Annotated in this window: 19 protein-coding genes and 1 pseudogene; 14 read left to right on the plus strand and 6 right to left on the minus strand. The window is 62.6% G+C overall.

Annotated features, from left to right (window positions below; all coding sequences use genetic code 11):
* Positions 1 to 9: 9 nt before the first annotated feature.
* Positions 10 to 930, minus strand: a complete 921-nt coding sequence (locus ACVIGB_RS34095) for a LysR family transcriptional regulator (RefSeq protein WP_456719365.1) — start codon at positions 928 to 930, stop codon at positions 10 to 12.
* 203 nt (positions 931 to 1,133) lie between these two features.
* On the minus strand, positions 1,134 to 2,165 hold the full coding sequence (locus ACVIGB_RS34100; RefSeq protein WP_456749254.1) for a LysR family transcriptional regulator: 1,032 nt from the start codon (positions 2,163 to 2,165) through the stop codon (positions 1,134 to 1,136).
* Between the two features lie 32 nt (positions 2,166 to 2,197).
* On the opposite strand from ACVIGB_RS34100, the gene ACVIGB_RS34105 reads away from it, so the two are divergent.
* The 5 genes from ACVIGB_RS34105 to ACVIGB_RS34125 are packed head-to-tail and all read left to right on the plus strand — an operon-like array spanning position 2,198 to position 6,232.
* The gene (locus ACVIGB_RS34105; RefSeq protein ID WP_456719364.1) at positions 2,198 to 3,025 is read left to right on the plus strand and encodes a creatininase family protein; all 828 of its coding nucleotides are present in this window, start codon (positions 2,198 to 2,200) and stop codon (positions 3,023 to 3,025) included.
* Positions 3,026 to 3,044: 19 nt separating this feature from the next.
* Positions 3,045 to 3,470: a cupin domain-containing protein gene (locus tag ACVIGB_RS34110; protein ID WP_456719363.1), complete on the plus strand. Its 426-nt coding sequence runs from the start codon at positions 3,045 to 3,047 to the stop codon at positions 3,468 to 3,470.
* A complete protein-coding gene (locus ACVIGB_RS34115) occupies positions 3,467 to 4,294 on the plus strand; it encodes a cysteine hydrolase family protein (protein WP_456719362.1) in 828 nt (275 codons plus the stop codon). The genes ACVIGB_RS34110 and ACVIGB_RS34115 overlap by 4 nt, the downstream gene beginning before the upstream one ends.
* Positions 4,288 to 5,646 carry an FAD-binding oxidoreductase gene (locus ACVIGB_RS34120; protein WP_456725014.1) on the plus strand — a complete coding sequence of 453 codons (1,359 nt, stop codon included), beginning with the start codon at positions 4,288 to 4,290 and terminating at the stop codon, positions 5,644 to 5,646. Before ACVIGB_RS34115 ends, ACVIGB_RS34120 begins: the two co-directional genes overlap by 7 nt.
* 1 nt (position 5,647) lies before the next feature.
* Positions 5,648 to 6,232 (plus strand): NAD(P)H-dependent oxidoreductase, encoded by a 585-nt coding sequence (locus tag ACVIGB_RS34125; RefSeq protein WP_456719361.1) that lies wholly within the window; start codon positions 5,648 to 5,650, stop codon positions 6,230 to 6,232.
* 63 nt (positions 6,233 to 6,295) lie between these two features.
* Here ACVIGB_RS34125 and ACVIGB_RS34130 read toward each other — a convergent pair whose 3' ends face one another.
* Positions 6,296 to 6,694: a RidA family protein gene (locus tag ACVIGB_RS34130; protein ID WP_456719360.1), complete on the minus strand. Its 399-nt coding sequence runs from the start codon at positions 6,692 to 6,694 to the stop codon at positions 6,296 to 6,298.
* A gap of 285 nt (positions 6,695 to 6,979) precedes the next feature.
* Here ACVIGB_RS34130 and ACVIGB_RS34135 point away from each other — a divergent pair, with 285 nt between their 5' ends.
* Genes ACVIGB_RS34135 through ACVIGB_RS34155 form a run of 5 tightly spaced genes read left to right on the plus strand, consistent with a single transcriptional unit; the run spans position 6,980 to position 12,034 of the window.
* Positions 6,980 to 7,975 carry an ABC transporter substrate-binding protein gene (locus tag ACVIGB_RS34135; protein WP_342725811.1) on the plus strand — a complete coding sequence of 332 codons (996 nt, stop codon included), beginning with the start codon at positions 6,980 to 6,982 and terminating at the stop codon, positions 7,973 to 7,975.
* A 56-nt stretch (positions 7,976 to 8,031) separates the two neighbouring features.
* Positions 8,032 to 8,838, plus strand: coding sequence for an ABC transporter ATP-binding protein (locus tag ACVIGB_RS34140; protein WP_456725013.1), 807 nt, complete (start codon positions 8,032 to 8,034; stop codon positions 8,836 to 8,838).
* A complete protein-coding gene (locus ACVIGB_RS34145) occupies positions 8,835 to 9,635 on the plus strand; it encodes an ABC transporter permease (protein ID WP_456719359.1) in 801 nt (266 codons plus the stop codon). The genes ACVIGB_RS34140 and ACVIGB_RS34145 overlap by 4 nt, the downstream gene beginning before the upstream one ends.
* Positions 9,632 to 10,993 (plus strand): amidohydrolase family protein, encoded by a 1,362-nt coding sequence (locus ACVIGB_RS34150; RefSeq protein ID WP_456719358.1) that lies wholly within the window; start codon positions 9,632 to 9,634, stop codon positions 10,991 to 10,993. The genes ACVIGB_RS34145 and ACVIGB_RS34150 overlap by 4 nt, the downstream gene beginning before the upstream one ends.
* Positions 10,994 to 11,008: 15 nt before the next feature.
* Positions 11,009 to 12,034 carry an aromatic ring-hydroxylating dioxygenase subunit alpha gene (locus ACVIGB_RS34155; RefSeq protein WP_456719357.1) on the plus strand — a complete coding sequence of 342 codons (1,026 nt, stop codon included), beginning with the start codon at positions 11,009 to 11,011 and terminating at the stop codon, positions 12,032 to 12,034.
* A 509-nt stretch (positions 12,035 to 12,543) separates the two neighbouring features.
* Here ACVIGB_RS34155 and ACVIGB_RS34160 read toward each other — a convergent pair.
* Entirely contained in the window at positions 12,544 to 12,771 is a 228-nt protein-coding gene (locus ACVIGB_RS34160; RefSeq protein WP_456719356.1) for a hypothetical protein, read from the minus strand.
* Between the two features lie 195 nt (positions 12,772 to 12,966).
* On the opposite strand from ACVIGB_RS34160, the gene ACVIGB_RS34165 reads away from it, so the two are divergent.
* Positions 12,967 to 13,257: a hypothetical protein gene (locus tag ACVIGB_RS34165; protein ID WP_456719355.1), complete on the plus strand. Its 291-nt coding sequence runs from the start codon at positions 12,967 to 12,969 to the stop codon at positions 13,255 to 13,257.
* Here the strand turns inward: ACVIGB_RS34165 and ACVIGB_RS34170 are convergent.
* Positions 13,254 to 13,424 carry a hypothetical protein gene (locus ACVIGB_RS34170; protein ID WP_456725312.1) on the minus strand — a complete coding sequence of 57 codons (171 nt, stop codon included), beginning with the start codon at positions 13,422 to 13,424 and terminating at the stop codon, positions 13,254 to 13,256. The genes ACVIGB_RS34165 and ACVIGB_RS34170 overlap by 4 nt on opposite strands.
* Here ACVIGB_RS34170 and uraD point away from each other — a divergent pair.
* The gene (uraD, locus tag ACVIGB_RS34175; protein ID WP_456719354.1) at positions 13,350 to 14,231 is read left to right on the plus strand and encodes a 2-oxo-4-hydroxy-4-carboxy-5-ureidoimidazoline decarboxylase; all 882 of its coding nucleotides are present in this window, start codon (positions 13,350 to 13,352) and stop codon (positions 14,229 to 14,231) included. The two genes, ACVIGB_RS34170 and uraD, sit on opposite strands and share 75 nt — an antisense overlap.
* A 222-nt stretch (positions 14,232 to 14,453) precedes the next feature.
* The gene (pucL, locus tag ACVIGB_RS34180; protein ID WP_456719353.1) at positions 14,454 to 15,296 is read left to right on the plus strand and encodes a factor-independent urate hydroxylase; all 843 of its coding nucleotides are present in this window, start codon (positions 14,454 to 14,456) and stop codon (positions 15,294 to 15,296) included.
* Between the two features lie 336 nt (positions 15,297 to 15,632).
* Here the strand turns inward: pucL and ACVIGB_RS34185 are convergent.
* Positions 15,633 to 15,732 (minus strand): annotated as a pseudogene (locus ACVIGB_RS34185) (IS5/IS1182 family transposase); the annotation flags it as partial.
* 488 nt (positions 15,733 to 16,220) lie between these two features.
* Between ACVIGB_RS34185 and ACVIGB_RS34190 the strand changes: the two are divergent.
* Positions 16,221 to 17,246, plus strand: a complete 1,026-nt coding sequence (locus ACVIGB_RS34190) for a DUF6709 family protein (protein WP_456719352.1) — start codon at positions 16,221 to 16,223, stop codon at positions 17,244 to 17,246.
* The last annotated feature ends 28 nt before the right edge of the window (positions 17,247 to 17,274 follow it).

Here is a 17,274-nt window from a genome sequence, read left to right on the forward strand (position 1 = left end):
TGCCTCAGTCTACCGCGCACTGCTTCCCGGTGATCGCATCTCGCCGACCATCATCCGCAGCAGCTGCATCGCGGCGGGCGGCAACGTACGTCCCTGACGTGAGACCACGTGGGTGCGGCCACGATGCAGCAGCGCGTTCTTCATCGGCAGCGCCACCACCTTGGCGGCGTCGGCCTCCGTCATCGCAAGGCGTGACGCCAACGCATAGCCAAGTCCGGCGGTCACGTAATGGGCGAGCGCATCGAACGAGGCAGTCGTAAACGCGAAATTGAGCCGGACGCCTTCACTGATCTCAGCGGCCTGGACATGCTGGCGCAGGCCGAAATTCGGATGCATTGCGGCTCCCGGGTAGGGTGCGAGGTCGGCGAGCTTGAGCGGCCGACCGAGCTGGGTCAGTGGATGCCCGCGCGGCACCACGGCCCTGATCGGATGCGGCTGCGAATGATGCGAGCGCAGTCGATCGTCGCGAGGCGGATTGAACAGGACACCGATATGCGCGCGTTCTCCGACGACCTGCTGCACGATCTGGTCGGTGCTCCCGATGTCGAGGCTGATCGTGATCTTCGGGTGGGTTTGCATGAAGCGACACAGGCAGCTCTTGGCCAGCCAGTCGACATAACCTTCGCCCGTCACGAGATCGATATGACCCGACTCGACCTTGCGGATGCTGTCCATCTGCGCGAGCAGTGCCTGTCGTTCGCCCTGCTGGCGGTGCAGGTAGGCGGCAAGCAGCTGGCCGGCGTCGGTCGGCGCAACGCCGCGGCCTCGCCGTTCGAGCAGGCGCGCGCCATACTCCTTCTCGAGCAGGCCGAGTGCCCGGCTGACCGCCGAGGCATCCATGCCGAGCGCACCTGCGGCGCCGCGCACGGAGCCGCTATTGAGCACCTCCATGAAATAGTGCAGTCGACGCGGCTCCAGCTTGGCGCTCATCGGCATGGTCCTGATCATTGCAAACAGTGCAGCGAATATTCAATCGTGCGGCCATTTATGCAAGCACGTCGGGGTGGGGTCGCGATAACGGCCAGGCATCGGGAGTTGGGTTCGCGATGCGGTCGCGCATCAGCTTGCGCCGAAGCTCCAGCTTGTCGGATGGACGCGTTCTCTCCGCTTCGCTCGAAACCGCTGTGGTCGGTCTACAAGATTGTATCCTGCATCATTGCCTTGAGCATCTCGGCGAGAACACTCGCAATGGCGCTGGTGCCACGCTCGTGGCCGATCAGCATCAGCGCCTGGGCATCATTGGTGAGTTCGCGAACCGGAACGTAAGCGAGCCGGCCCGCCCGGCGTTCAAACTCGATGTCGAACGGAGTGAGGAACGTGATGCCGTTGTCCAGGATTGCGGCGTGCCTCATGATCTCGATGGAATTTGTCTCGATGATCGGCCGGAGATCCAGCGCGGCCCTGGTGAAAGCGGCGTCGAGGTAGGGGCGTATCGCGCTACTGGTGTCGGCAATGATAATCGGATAGTCGACACAGTCGTTGAGACGAATACTGGCGCGTTTCGCCAATGGATGGTCCGGGGCCATCACCCCGCCGAGCTTGGCAACCGCGCGCGCGAGCAACTTCAGGTTCGCATCTTTGGCGAAATCGAAGCCGATCCCGAGATCGGCCTCTCCGTTAGCGACCGCCGATTGGATCTCTGTCCCGGTATTGAAGAGCGTCAGGTTCAGCTTGACGCGGGGGTTGGCGAGGCGGAATTCCTTCACCGTGCCCGGTACGAGGTTGGAGGCGAGCCCGCTCATCATCGCGACCGTAATCTCGCCGCGGCGCAGTCCCTTGAGTTCCTCGATCTTTGCCTGAGCCCGCGTCAACTCCTTCAGCGTCTGCCGGATATGCCCGATCAGGACTTCGCCCGCGGCGGTCAGGATCAGCTTCTTCGGCAGACGCTGGAAGATCGGGGTACCCAGTTGCGTTTCGAGGGCGAGGATCTGGCGACTGATGGCGGAGGCCGCGACGTTGAGATGGTTTGCCGCCTTGCGGATCGACCCGGTCCGCGCGACCTCGTCGATGTAGCTCAGGAGGCGGCTGTGCAGCATTGTTACCGATCCGAAAGATGATGCGGCGACCATGGCGCGGCGTTGCCCAAAAGGCAACAGGGTTGCCGAATCTAAGCGCTTTGAAGCGATGGATGCACGTGCAAAATCCTCCGTCGGTGGCCGACGCATGTGCGCGGCCGGCCAACGGCTTGGGTCTTGCAATGGCAGTCAAATCTCGCTGGTGGTGGGATCTCTCGACACGTGACTTTGCCGAACTCGACGGCGAACGAGCGGTCGCGATCCTTCCGGTCGGCGCCGTCGAGCAGCATGGACCGCATCTGCCGGTCAAGGTCGATGCGGCGATCGGATGGGGGATAGTGACCCGCGCGGTCGAGTTGATGCGCCCCGATTGTCCCGCGCTCGTGCTTCCGCCGTTGCCGTACGGCAAGTCCGACGAGCACCTGGCTTTTCCGGGCACGCTGACGCTCTCGTATGAAACGCTTGGGAAAGTGTGGTCCGAGATCGGAGAGTCGGTGTACCGCGCCGGGATCCGCAAGATCCTGTTCCTGAACTCGCATGGCGGTCAGCCGCAGCTGCTCGAGATCGTCTGCCGCGACCTTCGCGTCCGCTTCGGCATGTTCGCGGCGACGGCGATGTGGCCGCAACTGATCGACATGACCGATCTGTTCGACGCGGACGAGATCCGTCACGGGATTCACGGCGGCCAGATCGAGACCAGTGTGATGTTGCATCTGGCGCCGGACTCCGTGGTGATGAGCCGGGCCGAGAACTTCGAGCCCGCGACGACACGGATCGCGCGCGATTTCGAGATGCTGGGGCTCGAAGGCGTCGTCAAATTCGGCTGGCAGACCCAGGATCTCCACCCCGAGGGCGCCTGCGGCGACGCCACCAGGGCTACCGCCGAGCTCGGCAGGATGGTGGTCGAGCGCGCGGCCGCGCGCCTGGTCGCGCTCGTCGACGAGATCGTCCGATATCCGCTGGCCGCGGTTGCGACCCGCACCGCGTTTGATCGGGCCGGGCCGATCTGACCACGACAGGAGCCGACGCATGGCATTCGGTATCGCGCAACTTGCCAGGGCCAAGGCCTTTCGCATCTCGCCGAACGACACGAACTATTTCGCAATCCTGTTCGATCATACGACCGATCAAATAGACAACATCTTCGTCATCGAGATTTTCCGGCCCGGCGGCGCCACGCCGCCGAACGAGCACGCCATTGCGCATGAGTTCTTCCACGTCCTGCACGGCGAAGGACTTGCCAGCTGCGACGGCAAGACGGTGCCGATCCGGAAGGGCGATTCGCTGCTGCTGCATCCAGGCTCCGAGCATGTGATCGAGAATACCGGTGCCGGCAAGCTCTACACACTCACGGTGATGACGCCGAACGAGGGATTTGCGGAGCTGATCCGTGGCGGCGAGCCGGTCGAGCTCGATGCGGAGGATCTTCGCGTGCTGCAGGGGCGCCGGGCATGAACTTCGCTCCCCGCCATGACCCGGCCGCCGAACCGCTGACGCCGTTGGGCTCGAGCGAGCGCAACCGCTGGCTGGTGTCCGACAGCCGCGCCGATTTGGTGCGACAGCCGGCCGCGCCGCGCCCGGTTACGCTCCGGGCCGACGGCAAGGTGATTTCGATCGACCTTGCGCGCAGCGCAATCATCATCGTCGATATGCAGAATGATTTCTGCCATCCGGACGGCTGGCTGGCCCATATCGGGGTCGACATTGCGCCGGCGCGTGCACCCATCGAACCGTTACGGCGCCTGCTGCCGGTGCTGCGCGATTGCCGACTGCCGGTGATCTGGGTCAACTGGGGTAACCGGCCCGACCGGCTCAATCTCAGCCCGGCGCTGCTGCATGTCTACAAGCCGAGCGGCGCCGGCGTCGGGCTCGGCGACGCGCTGCCGCGCTCCGGGGCGAGAGTGCTGGAGCGTGGCAGCTGGTCTGCCGCCGTCGTCGAGGAACTCGCCGTCAGCTCCTCCGATATCGAGGTCGCAAAATACCGGATGTCGGGTTTCCAGGATACCGAGCTCGACAGCATTCTGCGCAATCTCGGCGTCACGACGCTGATGTTTGCCGGCGTCAATGCCGACCAGTGCGTGCTGTGCACGCTGCAGGACGCCAATTTCCGCGGCTACGATTGCCTGCTGCTGCAGGATTGCACGGCCACGACGTCGCCGGATTATTGCCTTGCCGCCACGCTCTACAACGTTCGCCAGTGCTTTGGCTTTGTCGTCAGGTCGGACGAGGTACTGTCCGAGCTCAGCCAGGTGCAATGCAGCCGGGACGAGACATCGTGAGCGAAGTTTCAGCCGGCGCGCTGGACAGGCTGGTCGCCGATCTCGGCGACATGACGGTGATCAGCGACCACAAGGTGGTGCGGCGCCGTTCGCGCGACTTCTTCTGGTACAGCCCCATCCTGAATGATCTGCTGAATGATAAATCAGCGGACCTGATCGTCGTCCCGCGGGACGAGCGCGACGTCCTTCGGCTCGCCGCGGCCTGCGCGCGCCATCGCGTGCCGCTGACAGTCCGCGCCGGCGGTACGGGAAACTATGGTCAGGCCGTGCCGCTCCAGGGCGGGGTGCTGCTGGATATCATGGCGTTGTCGGCCATTGAATGGACGGGGCCCGGAACGATACGGGTTGGCGCGGGCGCCAAGCTCAATGCCATCGACGCCGACCTGCAGCCGACGGGCTGGGAACTGCGCATGCATCCGTCCACCAAGCGCTCGGCGACGATCGGTGGCTTCGTTGCCGGCGGCTCCGGCGGCATCGGATCCGTGACGTATGGTGGATTGCGCGAACCGGGCAATATCCAGGCGGCACGGGTCGTCACCGTCGAGGAAACGCCCCGGATCATCGAATTGCGCGGCGAGGCGGCACAAAAGATCAACCGCGCCTATGGCACCACCGGGATCATCACGGCACTGGAAATGCCGCTGGCTCCAGCCTGGCGCTGGATCGACGTCGTCGTCTGCTTCGACGACTTCCTGGATGCGGCGGCGGTCGGATACGAGGCAGCTCTTGCCGATGGCATCACGAAGAAGTTGCTGTCGCCGGTCAGCTGGCCGCTTCCCTCCTACTTCGGTGCGTTGAGACCATGCGTGGCCGAGGGACAGAGCATCCTGATCGCGATGATCGCCGAGCCGTCGCTCGAAAGCTTTAAATCGTTGCTCGGTCGTCGCGGGACCATCACGCTGGAGACCCCGACCGATGACAGACCGGGTCAGGTGCCGCTCTACGAATACAGCTGGAATCACACCACGCTGCAGGTCCTGAAGTCCGATCGCACCGTCACCTATCTGCAATGTCTCTATCCGCATGATGCCCTGATGGAGAAGGTTGCCGAGATGAGGGCGCTGTTTCCCGATGAGGTGCTGCAACATCTCGAGTTCATCCGCTTTGGCGGCCGGGTCACCTGCAGCGGCTTGCCGGTCGTGCGCTACCGCGGCGCCGAACGGCTGAACGAGATCATCCGGATGCATGAGGAGCGCGGCGTTTTCATCGCCAATCCGCACGTCTACACGGTCGAGGATGGCAGCCGCTACAAGCGCGCCGACGCCGATCAACTGGGCTTCAAGCGCGAGGTCGATCCGCACAATCTGCTCAATCCCGGCAAGATGCGGAGTTTCGTCGCTGCCAGGCCGTGACATGCGCGTCCTCTATGTCTACTGCCATCCGCTTGCCGACAGCTTCCACGCCGCGATCCGTGGGGAAGCGCTGGCTGGGCTCGCTGAAGCCGGCCACGCCGTTGATCTGCTCGATCTCTATGCGGAGGGGTTCGATCCGATCCTGACGGCCGAACGTCGGCGCGACTACCATGATCCCGTGCGCAACCGGCACAACAATCAGGCCTACGCCGACCGCCTGATGGCGGTAGACGCGATCGTCGTACAGTTTCCGACCTGGTCGTTCGGGCCGCCGGCCATGCTCAAGGGCTGGTTCGATCGCATGTTCGGCCCCGGCATCGCGCTCGATCTGTCCGATCCCGCCCGGGCGCGGCCGATGCTGCATCACATCCGCCGCATCTCCGGCATTGCGACCTACGGCCGCCCGCGCTGGCAGGCGATTGCGATGGCCGATCCGCCGCGCAAGCTCATCAAGCGATATCTGCCGTGGTTCACCGGGGCAAAGGCGACGACGCGCTATCACGCGCTCTATCACATGAACATTGCCACGCCGGCCAAGCGCGCGCACTTTCTGGCCAAGGTCAGGCACGAAATGCGCCGGTTCTAGAGCCTGTTCCGTCCCAAGACGCGCTTTCTCCGCGAAGCGAGATGCACTTCGCTCGGAAGCTCTCTAGCTCGGGTCCGGCGCGGCCGCGACCGCTTCGATCTCGACCAGGAATTCCGGCCGGCTGAAGCCGGACACGATCATCAGGGTCGAGGACGGCGGCGTCCCGGGAAATTGCCGGTCACGCGACCGCATGTAGCCCTGCATGTGCTCGCGGGCCGTCACATAGGCGTTGAGCCGGACAATGTTCGCCAATGTCATCCGATCTTCGGCGAGGATCGCTGCGATGTTCGCAAAACAGAGATCGGACTGCGCCTCGCTGTCCGCAGGGACTGTCTCGTCGCCAGCGATGCCGAGCTGCCCGGACGTGAACACCAGGCGGTGTCCGGCCGGCACGACGATGCCGTGGCTGTATCGTGCGAACGGGGGACGAATTGCAGGAGGGGAAAGCGCGCGCAAGCTCATCGCGATAGATTCAAAAGTTGTCATTGCTGCTGCGAGCTTAGGCCAAGGCGCCGACGCCGGCATGCCGAAATTTGGCTGATCGGCGCCGCCATTTGGTGCCCCTTGCTCAAAAAATCGGCGTTGCCGGAAAGGCAACGGATCGCTCGAATCAAAATGCTTTCGGGCGACAGTGGTCGCGTGCATCCTGAGTTCATCGAGGATGCGGTCCGTGCGAGCACATTCTCGTCCAGACAGTATTGACGTCATCCGCAGCCGGCATTCACCGGACGATCAAAGGTAGCCACGATGGCCATGACGATTGCCTCCCGAACGATTGCCTCCGCCCTGGTGGGGACCGCCATGTTTGCGATGTCGTTCGCACCTGCTCTGGCCGCCGACAAGGTCACCTTCCTCACCAGCTGGTTCGCCCAGGCCGAGCATGGCGGATTCTACCAGGCCAAGGCGACCGGTCTCTATGACAAGGCCGGTCTCGACGTGACCATCAAGATGGGTGGTCCCCAGGTCAACGGCACGCAGCTCCTGCTCGCAGGCGATGCGGATTTCATCATGGGTTACGACATCCAGGTGATGAAAGGACGCGAGCAGAACCTGCCGCTCGTGACTGTCGCATCGTCGTTCCAGTTCGACCTGCAGGGGATCATGACCCATGATGACGTGCCGGACCTTGCCGCGCTGAAGGGCAGGCCAGTCTTGATCGCGGGATCCTCGCGGGTGACGTTCTGGCCATGGCTCAAGGCCAAGTACGGTTACAGCGACGACCAGATCCGGCCCTACACGTTCAACTTGCAGCCGTTCTTCGCTGACAAGACCATGGCACAGCAGGCCTACCCGTCATCCGAGCCATATCAGGCGCAGGAGCAAAAGGAGAAGGTGAAATTCTTCCTGCTGGCAGACGGCGGGTATCCACCCTACGGCTCGACAATCGTGACGACGGAGAAAATGGTCGCCGAGAAGCCGGATGTGGTGGCGCGCTTCGTCAAGGCGTCGCTCGAAGGTTGGCGCGACTATTTGCAGAATCCTGCTCCGGCGAACGGCCTGATCAAGGCTGACAATCCCAAGATGACCGACGGGCAGATCGCATTTGCGATCGAGAAGCTCAAGGAGAGCAAAGCGGTCGACGGCGGCGACGCAGCAAAGCTTGGCATCGGCATCATCACCGCCGAGCGTTACAAGCAAGTCTACGACTTCCTGGTGGCCGGCGAACTGCTCGATCCCAAGACCGCCTGGCAAAAGTCGTTTGACGATCGTTTCGTCAAGGATCTCAGGATTGGCGTGAAATAGGAACGGCCATGAACGTTCTGCCGCCGCCCTGCACGTTCGACGACGACACCGAGCCCATGACGACCTCCGAAGGCCGCCCGCCCGTCGTCGAGGTGCTCTCGGCGGAGAAGCTGTTTCCGAACGGCACGCGGGGCCTTGCGCCGATCGATCTCACGATCGCGGACGGCGAATTCCTGACGCTGATCGGCCCCTCCGGCTGCGGCAAGAGTACGCTGCTCAAGCTGATCGCCAACTTGATCGAGCCAACCGACGGTCGGCTGTTGTGGTGGCGCGGCGACCACCGCCAGGTCGGGCAGCAGGGGAGGCGGCTCGCCTTCGTGTTCCAGGAGCCGACGCTGATGCCCTGGGCGCGTGTCGAGGCCAATGTCCGACTGCCTCTGGAGCTTGCCGACATGCCCAGGGTGAAGGCGGGCCCGCTGGTCGAGGATGCGATCGCGCGTGTCGGCTTGTCGGCGTTCAGTCAACACTACCCGCGGCAGCTGTCGGGCGGCATGAGGATGCGGGTATCAATCGCCAGGGCGCTGGTGACGCAACCCAACCTGCTCCTGATGGACGAGCCCTTCGGCGCGCTCGACGAGTTCACGCGCAACAGACTGGACGACGATCTCGTTCGGCTGTGGTGGGAACGCAAGCTCACGACAGTGTTCGTCACCCATTCGATCTATGAGGCTGTGTTCCTTTCGACCCGGATCATCGTCATGGCTGCCGGTCCCGGCCGCATCTTCCGCACCATGACGATCGACGAGCCGCAGCCGCGTGAGGTCGGGTTTCGCGACAGCCCGAAGTTCGCCGCCTATTGCCGGGAGCTCTCGACCTGGCTCGCTGAAGCTTCGCTGCCGCGGTCGGGCGGGGGCGAAGCATGAAGCCGCTCCTGCAATCGGACGCCTTCGTCCGGGTCGCGGCTCCGGTCGCCGTCGGGATCGTGCTGTTCGGCCTGTGGGAGGCCAGTTTCCGCCTGGCCTCCGTTCCCGTGTACCTGTTTCCCAAGCCGAGTGATATCTTCATAAGTCTTGTGCAGCACGGGCCGTCACTGCTGCGTGCCCTGCTGGTGACCTTGCGGGTGACGCTGCAGGCCTTCATTGCGGCGACCGTGTTCGGCACCCTGATCGCATTCATGTTTGTGCAGAGCCGGGCGATCGAGGTCAGCTTGTTTCCCTATGCGGTGCTGCTGCAGGTGACGCCGGTGGTCGCGATTGCGCCGCTGATCATCATCCTTGTGAAGAACACCCAGCTGTCGTTGACGATCTGCGCAACCCTGGTCGCGCTATTCCCGATCATCTCGAACACCACGTTGGGTCTGCGCAGCGTCGATCCAGGCCTTGCCAATTACTTTCGGATGAACCGGGCCAGCCGCTTGAAGACCTTGATCAAGCTTCGTATCCCCGGCGCGTTGCCGTACTTTTTCGGCGGGCTGCGCATCTCGAGCGGCCTCGCGCTGATCGGCGCGGTGGTCGCCGAATTCGTGGCGGGCACGGGAGGGCGGTCGTCGGGCCTCGCCTATGAGATCCTCGATGCCGGCTTCACGCTCGATATTCCGCGCATGTTCGCGGCGCTGTTCCTGATCACGTTGACCGGCGTCGTGCTGTTCACCGTCATGGCGGCGCTTTCGCGGTTTGCGTTATCAAGCTGGCATGAAAGCGAGATCCGGGCCGAGACATGACATCAATGCTGATCGAGAATGCCGCCGGGATCTTCACGGGCCTGTCAGGCGATGCGATGCGAACGGCGGGTGCGATCCGGATCCGCAATGGTGTGATCGTCGCAATCGGCATGCTGCAGCCGGAGCCAGGCGAGCGCAGGCTCGACGCAAAAGACTGCGTGATCTATCCGGGTCTCGTATCGACCCATCACCACATGTTCCAGAGCGTGCTGAAAGGCGTCCGCGAAGGCATCAATCTTCCGCTCGCAGGGTGGCTGCGTTCGGTGCCCTACCGCTTCTGGTCGGCCATCGACGAGGAGGCCTTGGCGGTTGCTGCGCGGATTGCGCTCGCCGAACTGCTTCTCTCGGGCACCACCACGGTCGCCGATCACCACTATCTGTTCAGCGACACGTTTCGCTTCGATCCGGCGCAGGTGATCTTCGATGTTGCCCGCAGCCTCGGCATCCGCCTCGTGTTCTGCCGCGGGGGTGCCACCGTCAGCCGCCATTTCGATACCGATCAGTCCGTGCCGATGCCGGTCGAAACGCTGGACCGGATGCTGCAATCGGTCGAGTCCTGTGCGCAGCGCTTCCACGATCCGTCGCCGGATAGCCTGACCCACGTCGCGCTGGCGCCGACCACGCCCACCTGGTCGCTGGATCCGGGCGAGTTGCGCGAGGTGATCGCTGCCGCGCGGCGAATGAAGCTGCGGCTGCACAGCCATCTCTCGGAGACGTCGGATTATGTCGACTTCTGTTTGTCGGTTCATGGCAAACGGCCAGTCCACTGGCTCGCAGAGCACGACTGGCTCGGCGAGGACGTTTGGTTCGCGCACCTCGTGCATCTCGATCCGGAGGAGGTGGCGATCCTGGCCCGCTCCGGCACCGGCATGGCGCATTGTCCGCAATCCAATTGCCGCCTCGGTTCCGGCGTCGCGCCGGCGGACGCGATGGCGCGGCTGGGCGGCGCGGTGTCGCTCGGCGTGGATGGTGCAGCCTCCAACGAGGCAGCCGACATGATCAGCGAGATGCATAGTTGCTGGCACACACATCGCGCCGTGAAGGGAGCCGACGCGGTGACCGCGGAAGACGTCGTGCATTGGGCCACGGCGGGAGGTGCGCGCGTGCTGGGCCTGCCGCGGATCGGTACGCTGGCGCCAGGCCAGCAGGCCGACATCGCCATCTTCAGCCTGGACCAGCCACGCCACTTCGGCATGCACGATCCCATGGTCGCGCCGGTGACGTGCGCAGGTTCGGCGCACGTTCGCCATTTGCTGGTCGGTGGTCGCCCGGTCGTCGAGGACGGCGCGATTCCCGGCCTCGACCTGCAGAAGCTGAAATTCGATGCGGCCCGCGTTGTCTCGCGTCTGGCTGCCTGAACCGCGGAGGAAATGATGCTCGTTACCAAGCAACCCGTGTTGCGCCGCTTCTGGTATGCAACGATGCCCGTCGACCATCTCAGGGAGGGCCCGCAGCCCTTCACGCTGCTCGGGGAGCCGATCGTGCTGTTCCTGGATGCCAACGGAGAGCCGGCCGCGCTCGAGGATCGCTGCTGCCATCGCACCGCCAAGCTGTCGAAAGGCTGGTGCAACAACGGGAATATCGTCTGCGGCTATCACGGTTGGGAGTACGACCGCGACGGCAAGCTGGTCATGGTCCCGCAGTTTCCCTTCGAGCAGCCGATTCCCGATGCCAGGGCGCGCTCGTTCCGCGCCAGCGCACGGTATGGTTATGTCTGGGTCGCCCTGGATGAGCCGCTGCGCGGCATTCCCGACATTGCCGAAGAGAACAAGGCGGGCTACCGCCGCATCCATCAGTTCTATGAAAAGTGGGACACGGCGGCGCTCCGCCTGATGGAAAACTCGTTCGACAATGCCCATTTCGCATTTGTGCACAAGGGGACGTTCGGCGACATCAATCAGCCAAAGCCCGAGAAGTACGAGATCACCGAAACCGAGGATGGCTTCGACGCCGAGACGATCATCACCATCCGCAATCCGCCGAACGCTTTCCGGATCAGCGGCACAACCGATCCAACCACGAAGCGTCATCAACGCAACAAATGGTTCATGCCGTTCTGCCGCCGCCTCGACATGGAGTATCCGTCCGGCATTCGTCACATCATCTTCAATTGCGCGACGCCGATCTCCGATGGCCAGATCCAGGTCGTGCAGCTGCTGTTCCGCAACGATACCGAAGCCGATTGCTCCACCCAGGAGCTGATCGATTGGGACGCCGCCATCATCGCAGAGGATCGCGAGATGCTCGAATCGACCGACCCCGACGCGATCGTCGACATGAGCCGGAAGCTCGAAATGCACATGCCTTCCGATCGGCCCGGAATGATCATGCGAAAGCGCCTGCTCGAGCTTTTGGGCGAGCACAACGAAAAGGAGCAGCCGAGGGAGAGGGTCGCTTGAACCGAGGCGAACTTCCGTCGTTGAAGCCTGGAGAGCCTGCGTTGCTTCGACGGAAGTAGGTCTGGCAATTCACCGACAAGATTGGGCGCACGCTGCCTCCGACGCTTAGAGCATAGACCGATCGACGCGCCTGGGACTTGGAGTGGTTCTGTGAGATACACGGCGGGTGTTGTTCGGACCGCGCTCGTGCAGGAGTGCCTTCGGGAGATCCGGCTCTGGCCGGGGTGTGAAGCCGTGGAGGAGGTCGGGGTGCTTGGGGACCCCAGCGGCGGCTTCTCGGTTCATGTCGTCCAGTACGGCACCGCAAAAAAGTGGCTCGCTGATCGCGCCATTCGTTGCATCACACGTGAGAAGCTCCGGTGGTACCACCTTGAAGCAGAGTAGCCATGTCTGACGGTGAAGCGATGTTGATGATCGGCTCGCGCAGCGAGCCGTTGTGGGCGCGACTTCGGCCGGACGGGCAGGCATCAGGCCGAAGTTGTCCTGGCGCGCCAGAGTCTGGAATTAGCCTAGTGTCCGGCCGGAGCCGAATAGCCGCCGGTGTAATAAGAGGAAACGGGGCTGCTTACCCTGGGTTGCTGCCAGGCCGCATACGCGTCGGTCGGACGGGACTGCGATTGCTGAACCGGTGCAACCTGTGGCTTGCGGTGGCGCTCTGAGGCCATGGCGCTTTGCAAGGTCGATCCGAGTAGCAGACCGGCCGTCACGACGTAAACAACGCGAGTGTTTTTCTTCATTGGGTTCTCCCTTGGGCTCCCGGCCGGAGGAATCGCTCGGCCTGGTTTTCCGCAAATAGTGCTTGCAGCAGCGTTGCTTAGCCCGGCGGCGATCACGAAGTGGTGCGCAAAATAATTGGGCGCGACTAAACTTTTGGCAGGGTCTATCGTTGGCGGACTCCAATCACGCACGCACCATCCGAGAACACACAGCCGATGAAGACGAAAATCTTGTTAGTCATGCTGTTGGCCGCTTCGCCGGCGGCGGCCGAGACGCGGCCAGCGCCCAAAGCCGTTCCGAAAGCTGCGGCCGTACCAGCAGACATTTGCGCCCCGATCGGCCGGACTGCGAAAGGCGAGCTGGTCTATTCGATGAAATGCCAGGACGTGCCGGTCGCCGCAGCGCCAGCGGCCGAGTCCAAGGAAGCCGCGCCGCCGCCCGAACCGGAAACGCAGCGGACCGGATTATTCGGTTTGTCCTACGACCGGCGGAAACCCGGGGACTAGTGCATTGCAGCGTGCGGTGCATCGCGCGGAATGACCGTCCGGCGCGCCGCATCTCGAAGAGCCATCCATCGAATGGACCAGCGGACGAATTCATGACGACGTTGATCGATCTCAACAATGCGAGCCGAGATGACTTTGTCGCGGCCCTCGCCAATGTCTTCGAGCATTCGCCGTGGGTTGCTGAACAGGTTGCGACGAAGCGGCCGTATGCCGGGATCGCTCAATTGTTCATGGCGATGAAGGCGGCGGTCGAGCAGGCACCGTCCGAACTGCGACTGGCACTGATCAAGATGCATCCCGACCTTGCTGACAAGACGCAGCGTGCAGCGGGTCTCACCGATGATTCCTTTGCCGAGCAAAATAGCGCGGGGCTCGATCGGCTATCGGGTGCGGAATACGATGCGTTTCAGCGCGTCAACAATGCCTACCGCGCCAAGTTCGGATTTCCTTACATCGTCTGCGTGCGCCGCCACACCAAGGATTCCATTCTACGTGATTTCGAGCGGCGCCTGCCGAATGACATCGCGGTCGAAATGCAGACCTCGGTGGAGGAGATCTGCCGCATCGCGGCCCTGAGGCTCGACCAGATCGTGATGGCTGACGACCGGCTTGCCGTTCACGGGCGTCTCTCGACCCACGTGCTGGATACCCACAGCGGCAAGCCTGCTGCCGGGATTGCGGTCGAGCTGATCGAACTCGCGGGGCTGGGCACGAGCCGCGTGGTGGCCCGCGCCTTGACCAACGCCGACGGCCGGACGGACCAGCCCTTGATTGGCGGCCGTCCCGTTCCGGCCGGGACGTACGAGCTGCTGTTCAGCGTTGGCGATTACTTCGCCAAGCGTGGCGTGCCCTTGTCCAATCCGCCGTTCCTGGACAAGATACCGTTGCGCTTTTCGGTCAGCGAACCCGAAGGCCATTTGCATGTACCGCTCCTCGTGACTCCATGGAGTTACGCGACCTATCGCGGAAGCTAGGTACGGAATCGCAAGCGGCTGATGACTGCTGAAAGGTGCGGCAGGGATGGTGAAGATTCCGGCAGCGAGGCCATACCGTGGGTGCCACTTCCGGTGATCGAACCTGGTCTATCCATGACGCGGTGGGTGGCGCGAGCTTGCCGATGGCACGAACGTTGCTCGATACTGGCTACGAGAGGCGGCGGGCGTTGCCGGCCTGGTGCCATTGCTGGAGGCTTTGACGTGTCGCTGATCAAGAATCGATATGGCAAGGGCCGGGTCCGCGTGATGCGGATTCACCGTGACGGAGAGCGGCAGGAGGTCAGTCAGCTCAACATCAAGGCGATGGTCGAAGGCGAGTTCGCGCGCACCTATACCCATGCCGACAATATCATGACGGTCTCGACCGACACCATCAAGAACATCGTCAATGTGGTCGCTCGCGAAAACACCGGCCTTTGTGCCGAGGAGTTCTGCCAGGTGTTGGCGAGAAAATATCTCGACACCTATCAGCAGATTTCATCCGTCGCGATCACCTCGCACGAGACCAAATGGACCCGGCTGAGTTTCGACGGCAAGCCGCATCCGCACAGTTTCGTGCTCGACGCCAACGGTCGTCCGACGGTCGAGGCCACGATGACGCGCGATGGCTCCTCGACGCTGAGTTCGGGCGTCGATGGGTTCGCATTCATGAAGTCGACCCAGTCGGGCTGGGAGAACTATGTCAAGGATCGCTACACCACGATCCCGGAGACCGCGGATCGCATCTGCGCGACCAGCATGGTCACGTCGTGGGCATGGTCCGCAAAGCCCGCGAACTATCCAGCGACGAACGCGAAGATCCTTGACACCATGCTAAGGGTCTTCTCGACGACCTACAGCAGGAGCGTGCAGGACAGTCTTTACCGCATGGGCGAGGCGGCGCTTGCCGCGGTCCCTGAGATATCCGAGATCAGCATGGCCTGCCCAAACATGCACTTCATCCCGATCAATCTCTCTGCCTTCGGGCTGGATAACAACAACGACGTCTTCCTGCCCACCGACGAGCCTCATGGACAGATCGAGTGTACGGTGGGGCGGAAGTAGGCCGGTGCTCCTGCCCCGCGTTGCGAGCCGCGTTGACGGCGGCCACCCCGCAGCGGGCGCGCTGCCAAAATATCGAAAACAACCCCATGCAAAGTAGCCGGCGGCTGCCGGCGTTCGACGAGGCAACTTGACACGTCGGGCAACTCAGGAATATTCTTCCAATATTCCGAAATCGTGTACCCTCCTCGCCCGCACCGGAGCTATCTCCGTTCCGATGGAATTGGAACGGAGCTCTAGATCCTTGTTTTGACGCGTTTTCTTCACGCGAACCGGCAAGCGGCATTGAGCCGGATTTCAGACGAGACAGCAATTTTCCGGCAAGTCGAACGTCATGGACCTCCTCACCCGGGCTCAGCGCCAGCCGGACCGGCAGACCATTGCCATCGGCTACCGCATGGATTTTGCTCGTCAAGCCACCGCGTGATCTTCCCATCGACTGGCGCTGGTTCCTTCTGATACAGGCCCCTGCTGATGCACACGGACAATCGAGGTGTCGATCATCTGGACAGCGGCATCATGGGCAGTCGCAAGCGCATCTATGATACGGCCCCAGACACCAGCCCGCCGCAAGCAGTCCACTTGCAGGGCCCGTCGTGCACAAGCGGGGAAGACCAAAGCTCAAATTTTATGAGTTTAAGCAATCGAAACGTGACCGACGCCAAGCCAGGTCTCCGCCGTTAAAGTCGCTTTAATCACCTGCGCTGCAGCCTCCGGCAGCAGTCCTGAAGTAAGACTATGCGCATAAGATTGATCGTCGCGCCGGCTGTGGACGGATTTGTCACTTGTTTCGCGGCTGAGGCTGGCGCGCTTCCCGAACGATCGGAAATTGCATTCGCGCGACATTCCCAGGGTGCTTGCCTCGAAGGACCAGGCAGACAAACGCCCGAACTCTAGGCGGGTCCGACCGGAAGCAGAGGTGTGAGCATGACATGGGTCGAGCGCCAGATACGCAACACGAGCTTGCGTCAGCTCGGCGCATGCCTTCTGCTGTTCGCGTTTGCGGCTGTCATGGTGCTGGAAAACGTACAGTTTCTCGGCAACTACGCCAGAGGCGTCGTTGCGATGTCGCAAGACCAAGTGCGCGCGGTGACGAGTCTTCCGCAACTGTCGCGCAACTGGGTCGCGCTGCAGGCCGATAAAGTCGTTTCGACCGGCGTCTACTCCCGGCACAAACATGACCACGCGATCTTCTCTATTGCTCAGCTCGGGGACCGCTTGCTCTTGATCAAGGCGGCTCCGGATCGCGTTCTCGACGCGAGAGCGCTGAGCGGCGGTCTGCTTGCCGCCGACATTGAGACAATCGACCGGATCGGTCGCCTCGTTAAGCGGAGTGGCGATGCGAGCGCGGCGTTCCTCCCTGTCATGCTCGACACGGAGAAATACACCTCCGCCGCCGTTGCGGCCGTGCTGATCTTGATTGCGGTACCATTGGCGCTCGTTGCCTTGATCGGCGGGCGAGCACTATCGCGATTAAACGCGCCATCATCGCATCCCGATTTGCGTGCGGTCTGCAGCCAGTCCGCCAATGCGTTGGAAATGCTCAGCGCGCGGCTGGAGCACGACATTGCGACAGCCAGATCTGCCTTGAAGCTTCGCGGCTACGTGCGGATTACTGACACGCATGTGTTGCAAAGGGGCTGGTTCAGGTTCCGACTGATGCCGCTGTCGGACATGCTCTATGCCTATAGCATGACGACTACGACACTGATGTACGGCGTGATACCGACCAGCCGCTCGCATTCGCTGATGCTTTACTTCTCCAACCAGAAGATGCGGGCTTCTGTCCGGAAGGCGCAAACTGCTGAGGTCATGGAGCACTTGGGGAGAGTGGCGCCATGGGTGTTGCTCGGCCACGCTCGTGAGCTCGACAAGGCGTACAAGAAAAACAGGTCCAGGCTCATTGACCTCGTCGCGGCGCGGCGCAAGCTAGTCGCAGCCGGTTCGCCATAAACGAGGCTGCATTCCGAGCGGCTATTTG

It is taken from the genome of Bradyrhizobium sp. USDA 4341 (genome assembly GCF_054063755.1).

Excerpts from the sequence above, each read along its gene's own strand:
- ACVIGB_RS34095 (WP_456719365.1), bottom strand. The coding sequence starts at position 930 with ATGAGCGCCAAGCTGGAGCCGCGTCGACTGCACTATTTCATGGAGGTG.
- ACVIGB_RS34100 (WP_456749254.1), bottom strand. The coding sequence starts at position 2,165 with ATGCGTCGGCCACCGACGGAGGATTTTGCACGTGCATCCATCGCTTCA.
- ACVIGB_RS34105 (WP_456719364.1), top strand. The coding sequence starts at position 2,198 with ATGGCAGTCAAATCTCGCTGGTGGTGGGATCTCTCGACACGTGACTTT.
- ACVIGB_RS34110 (WP_456719363.1), top strand. The coding sequence starts at position 3,045 with ATGGCATTCGGTATCGCGCAACTTGCCAGGGCCAAGGCCTTTCGCATC.
- ACVIGB_RS34115 (WP_456719362.1), top strand. The coding sequence starts at position 3,467 with ATGAACTTCGCTCCCCGCCATGACCCGGCCGCCGAACCGCTGACGCCG.
- ACVIGB_RS34125 (WP_456719361.1), top strand. The coding sequence starts at position 5,648 with ATGCGCGTCCTCTATGTCTACTGCCATCCGCTTGCCGACAGCTTCCAC.
- ACVIGB_RS34130 (WP_456719360.1), bottom strand. The coding sequence starts at position 6,694 with ATGAGCTTGCGCGCGCTTTCCCCTCCTGCAATTCGTCCCCCGTTCGCA.
- ACVIGB_RS34135 (WP_342725811.1), top strand. The coding sequence starts at position 6,980 with ATGGCCATGACGATTGCCTCCCGAACGATTGCCTCCGCCCTGGTGGGG.
- ACVIGB_RS34140 (WP_456725013.1), top strand. The coding sequence starts at position 8,032 with ATGACGACCTCCGAAGGCCGCCCGCCCGTCGTCGAGGTGCTCTCGGCG.
- ACVIGB_RS34145 (WP_456719359.1), top strand. The coding sequence starts at position 8,835 with ATGAAGCCGCTCCTGCAATCGGACGCCTTCGTCCGGGTCGCGGCTCCG.
- ACVIGB_RS34150 (WP_456719358.1), top strand. The coding sequence starts at position 9,632 with ATGACATCAATGCTGATCGAGAATGCCGCCGGGATCTTCACGGGCCTG.
- ACVIGB_RS34155 (WP_456719357.1), top strand. The coding sequence starts at position 11,009 with ATGCTCGTTACCAAGCAACCCGTGTTGCGCCGCTTCTGGTATGCAACG.
- ACVIGB_RS34160 (WP_456719356.1), bottom strand. The coding sequence starts at position 12,771 with ATGAAGAAAAACACTCGCGTTGTTTACGTCGTGACGGCCGGTCTGCTA.
- ACVIGB_RS34165 (WP_456719355.1), top strand. The coding sequence starts at position 12,967 with ATGAAGACGAAAATCTTGTTAGTCATGCTGTTGGCCGCTTCGCCGGCG.
- uraD (WP_456719354.1), top strand. The coding sequence starts at position 13,350 with ATGACGACGTTGATCGATCTCAACAATGCGAGCCGAGATGACTTTGTC.
- ACVIGB_RS34170 (WP_456725312.1), bottom strand. The coding sequence starts at position 13,424 with ATGCTCGAAGACATTGGCGAGGGCCGCGACAAAGTCATCTCGGCTCGC.
- ACVIGB_RS34190 (WP_456719352.1), top strand. The coding sequence starts at position 16,221 with ATGACATGGGTCGAGCGCCAGATACGCAACACGAGCTTGCGTCAGCTC.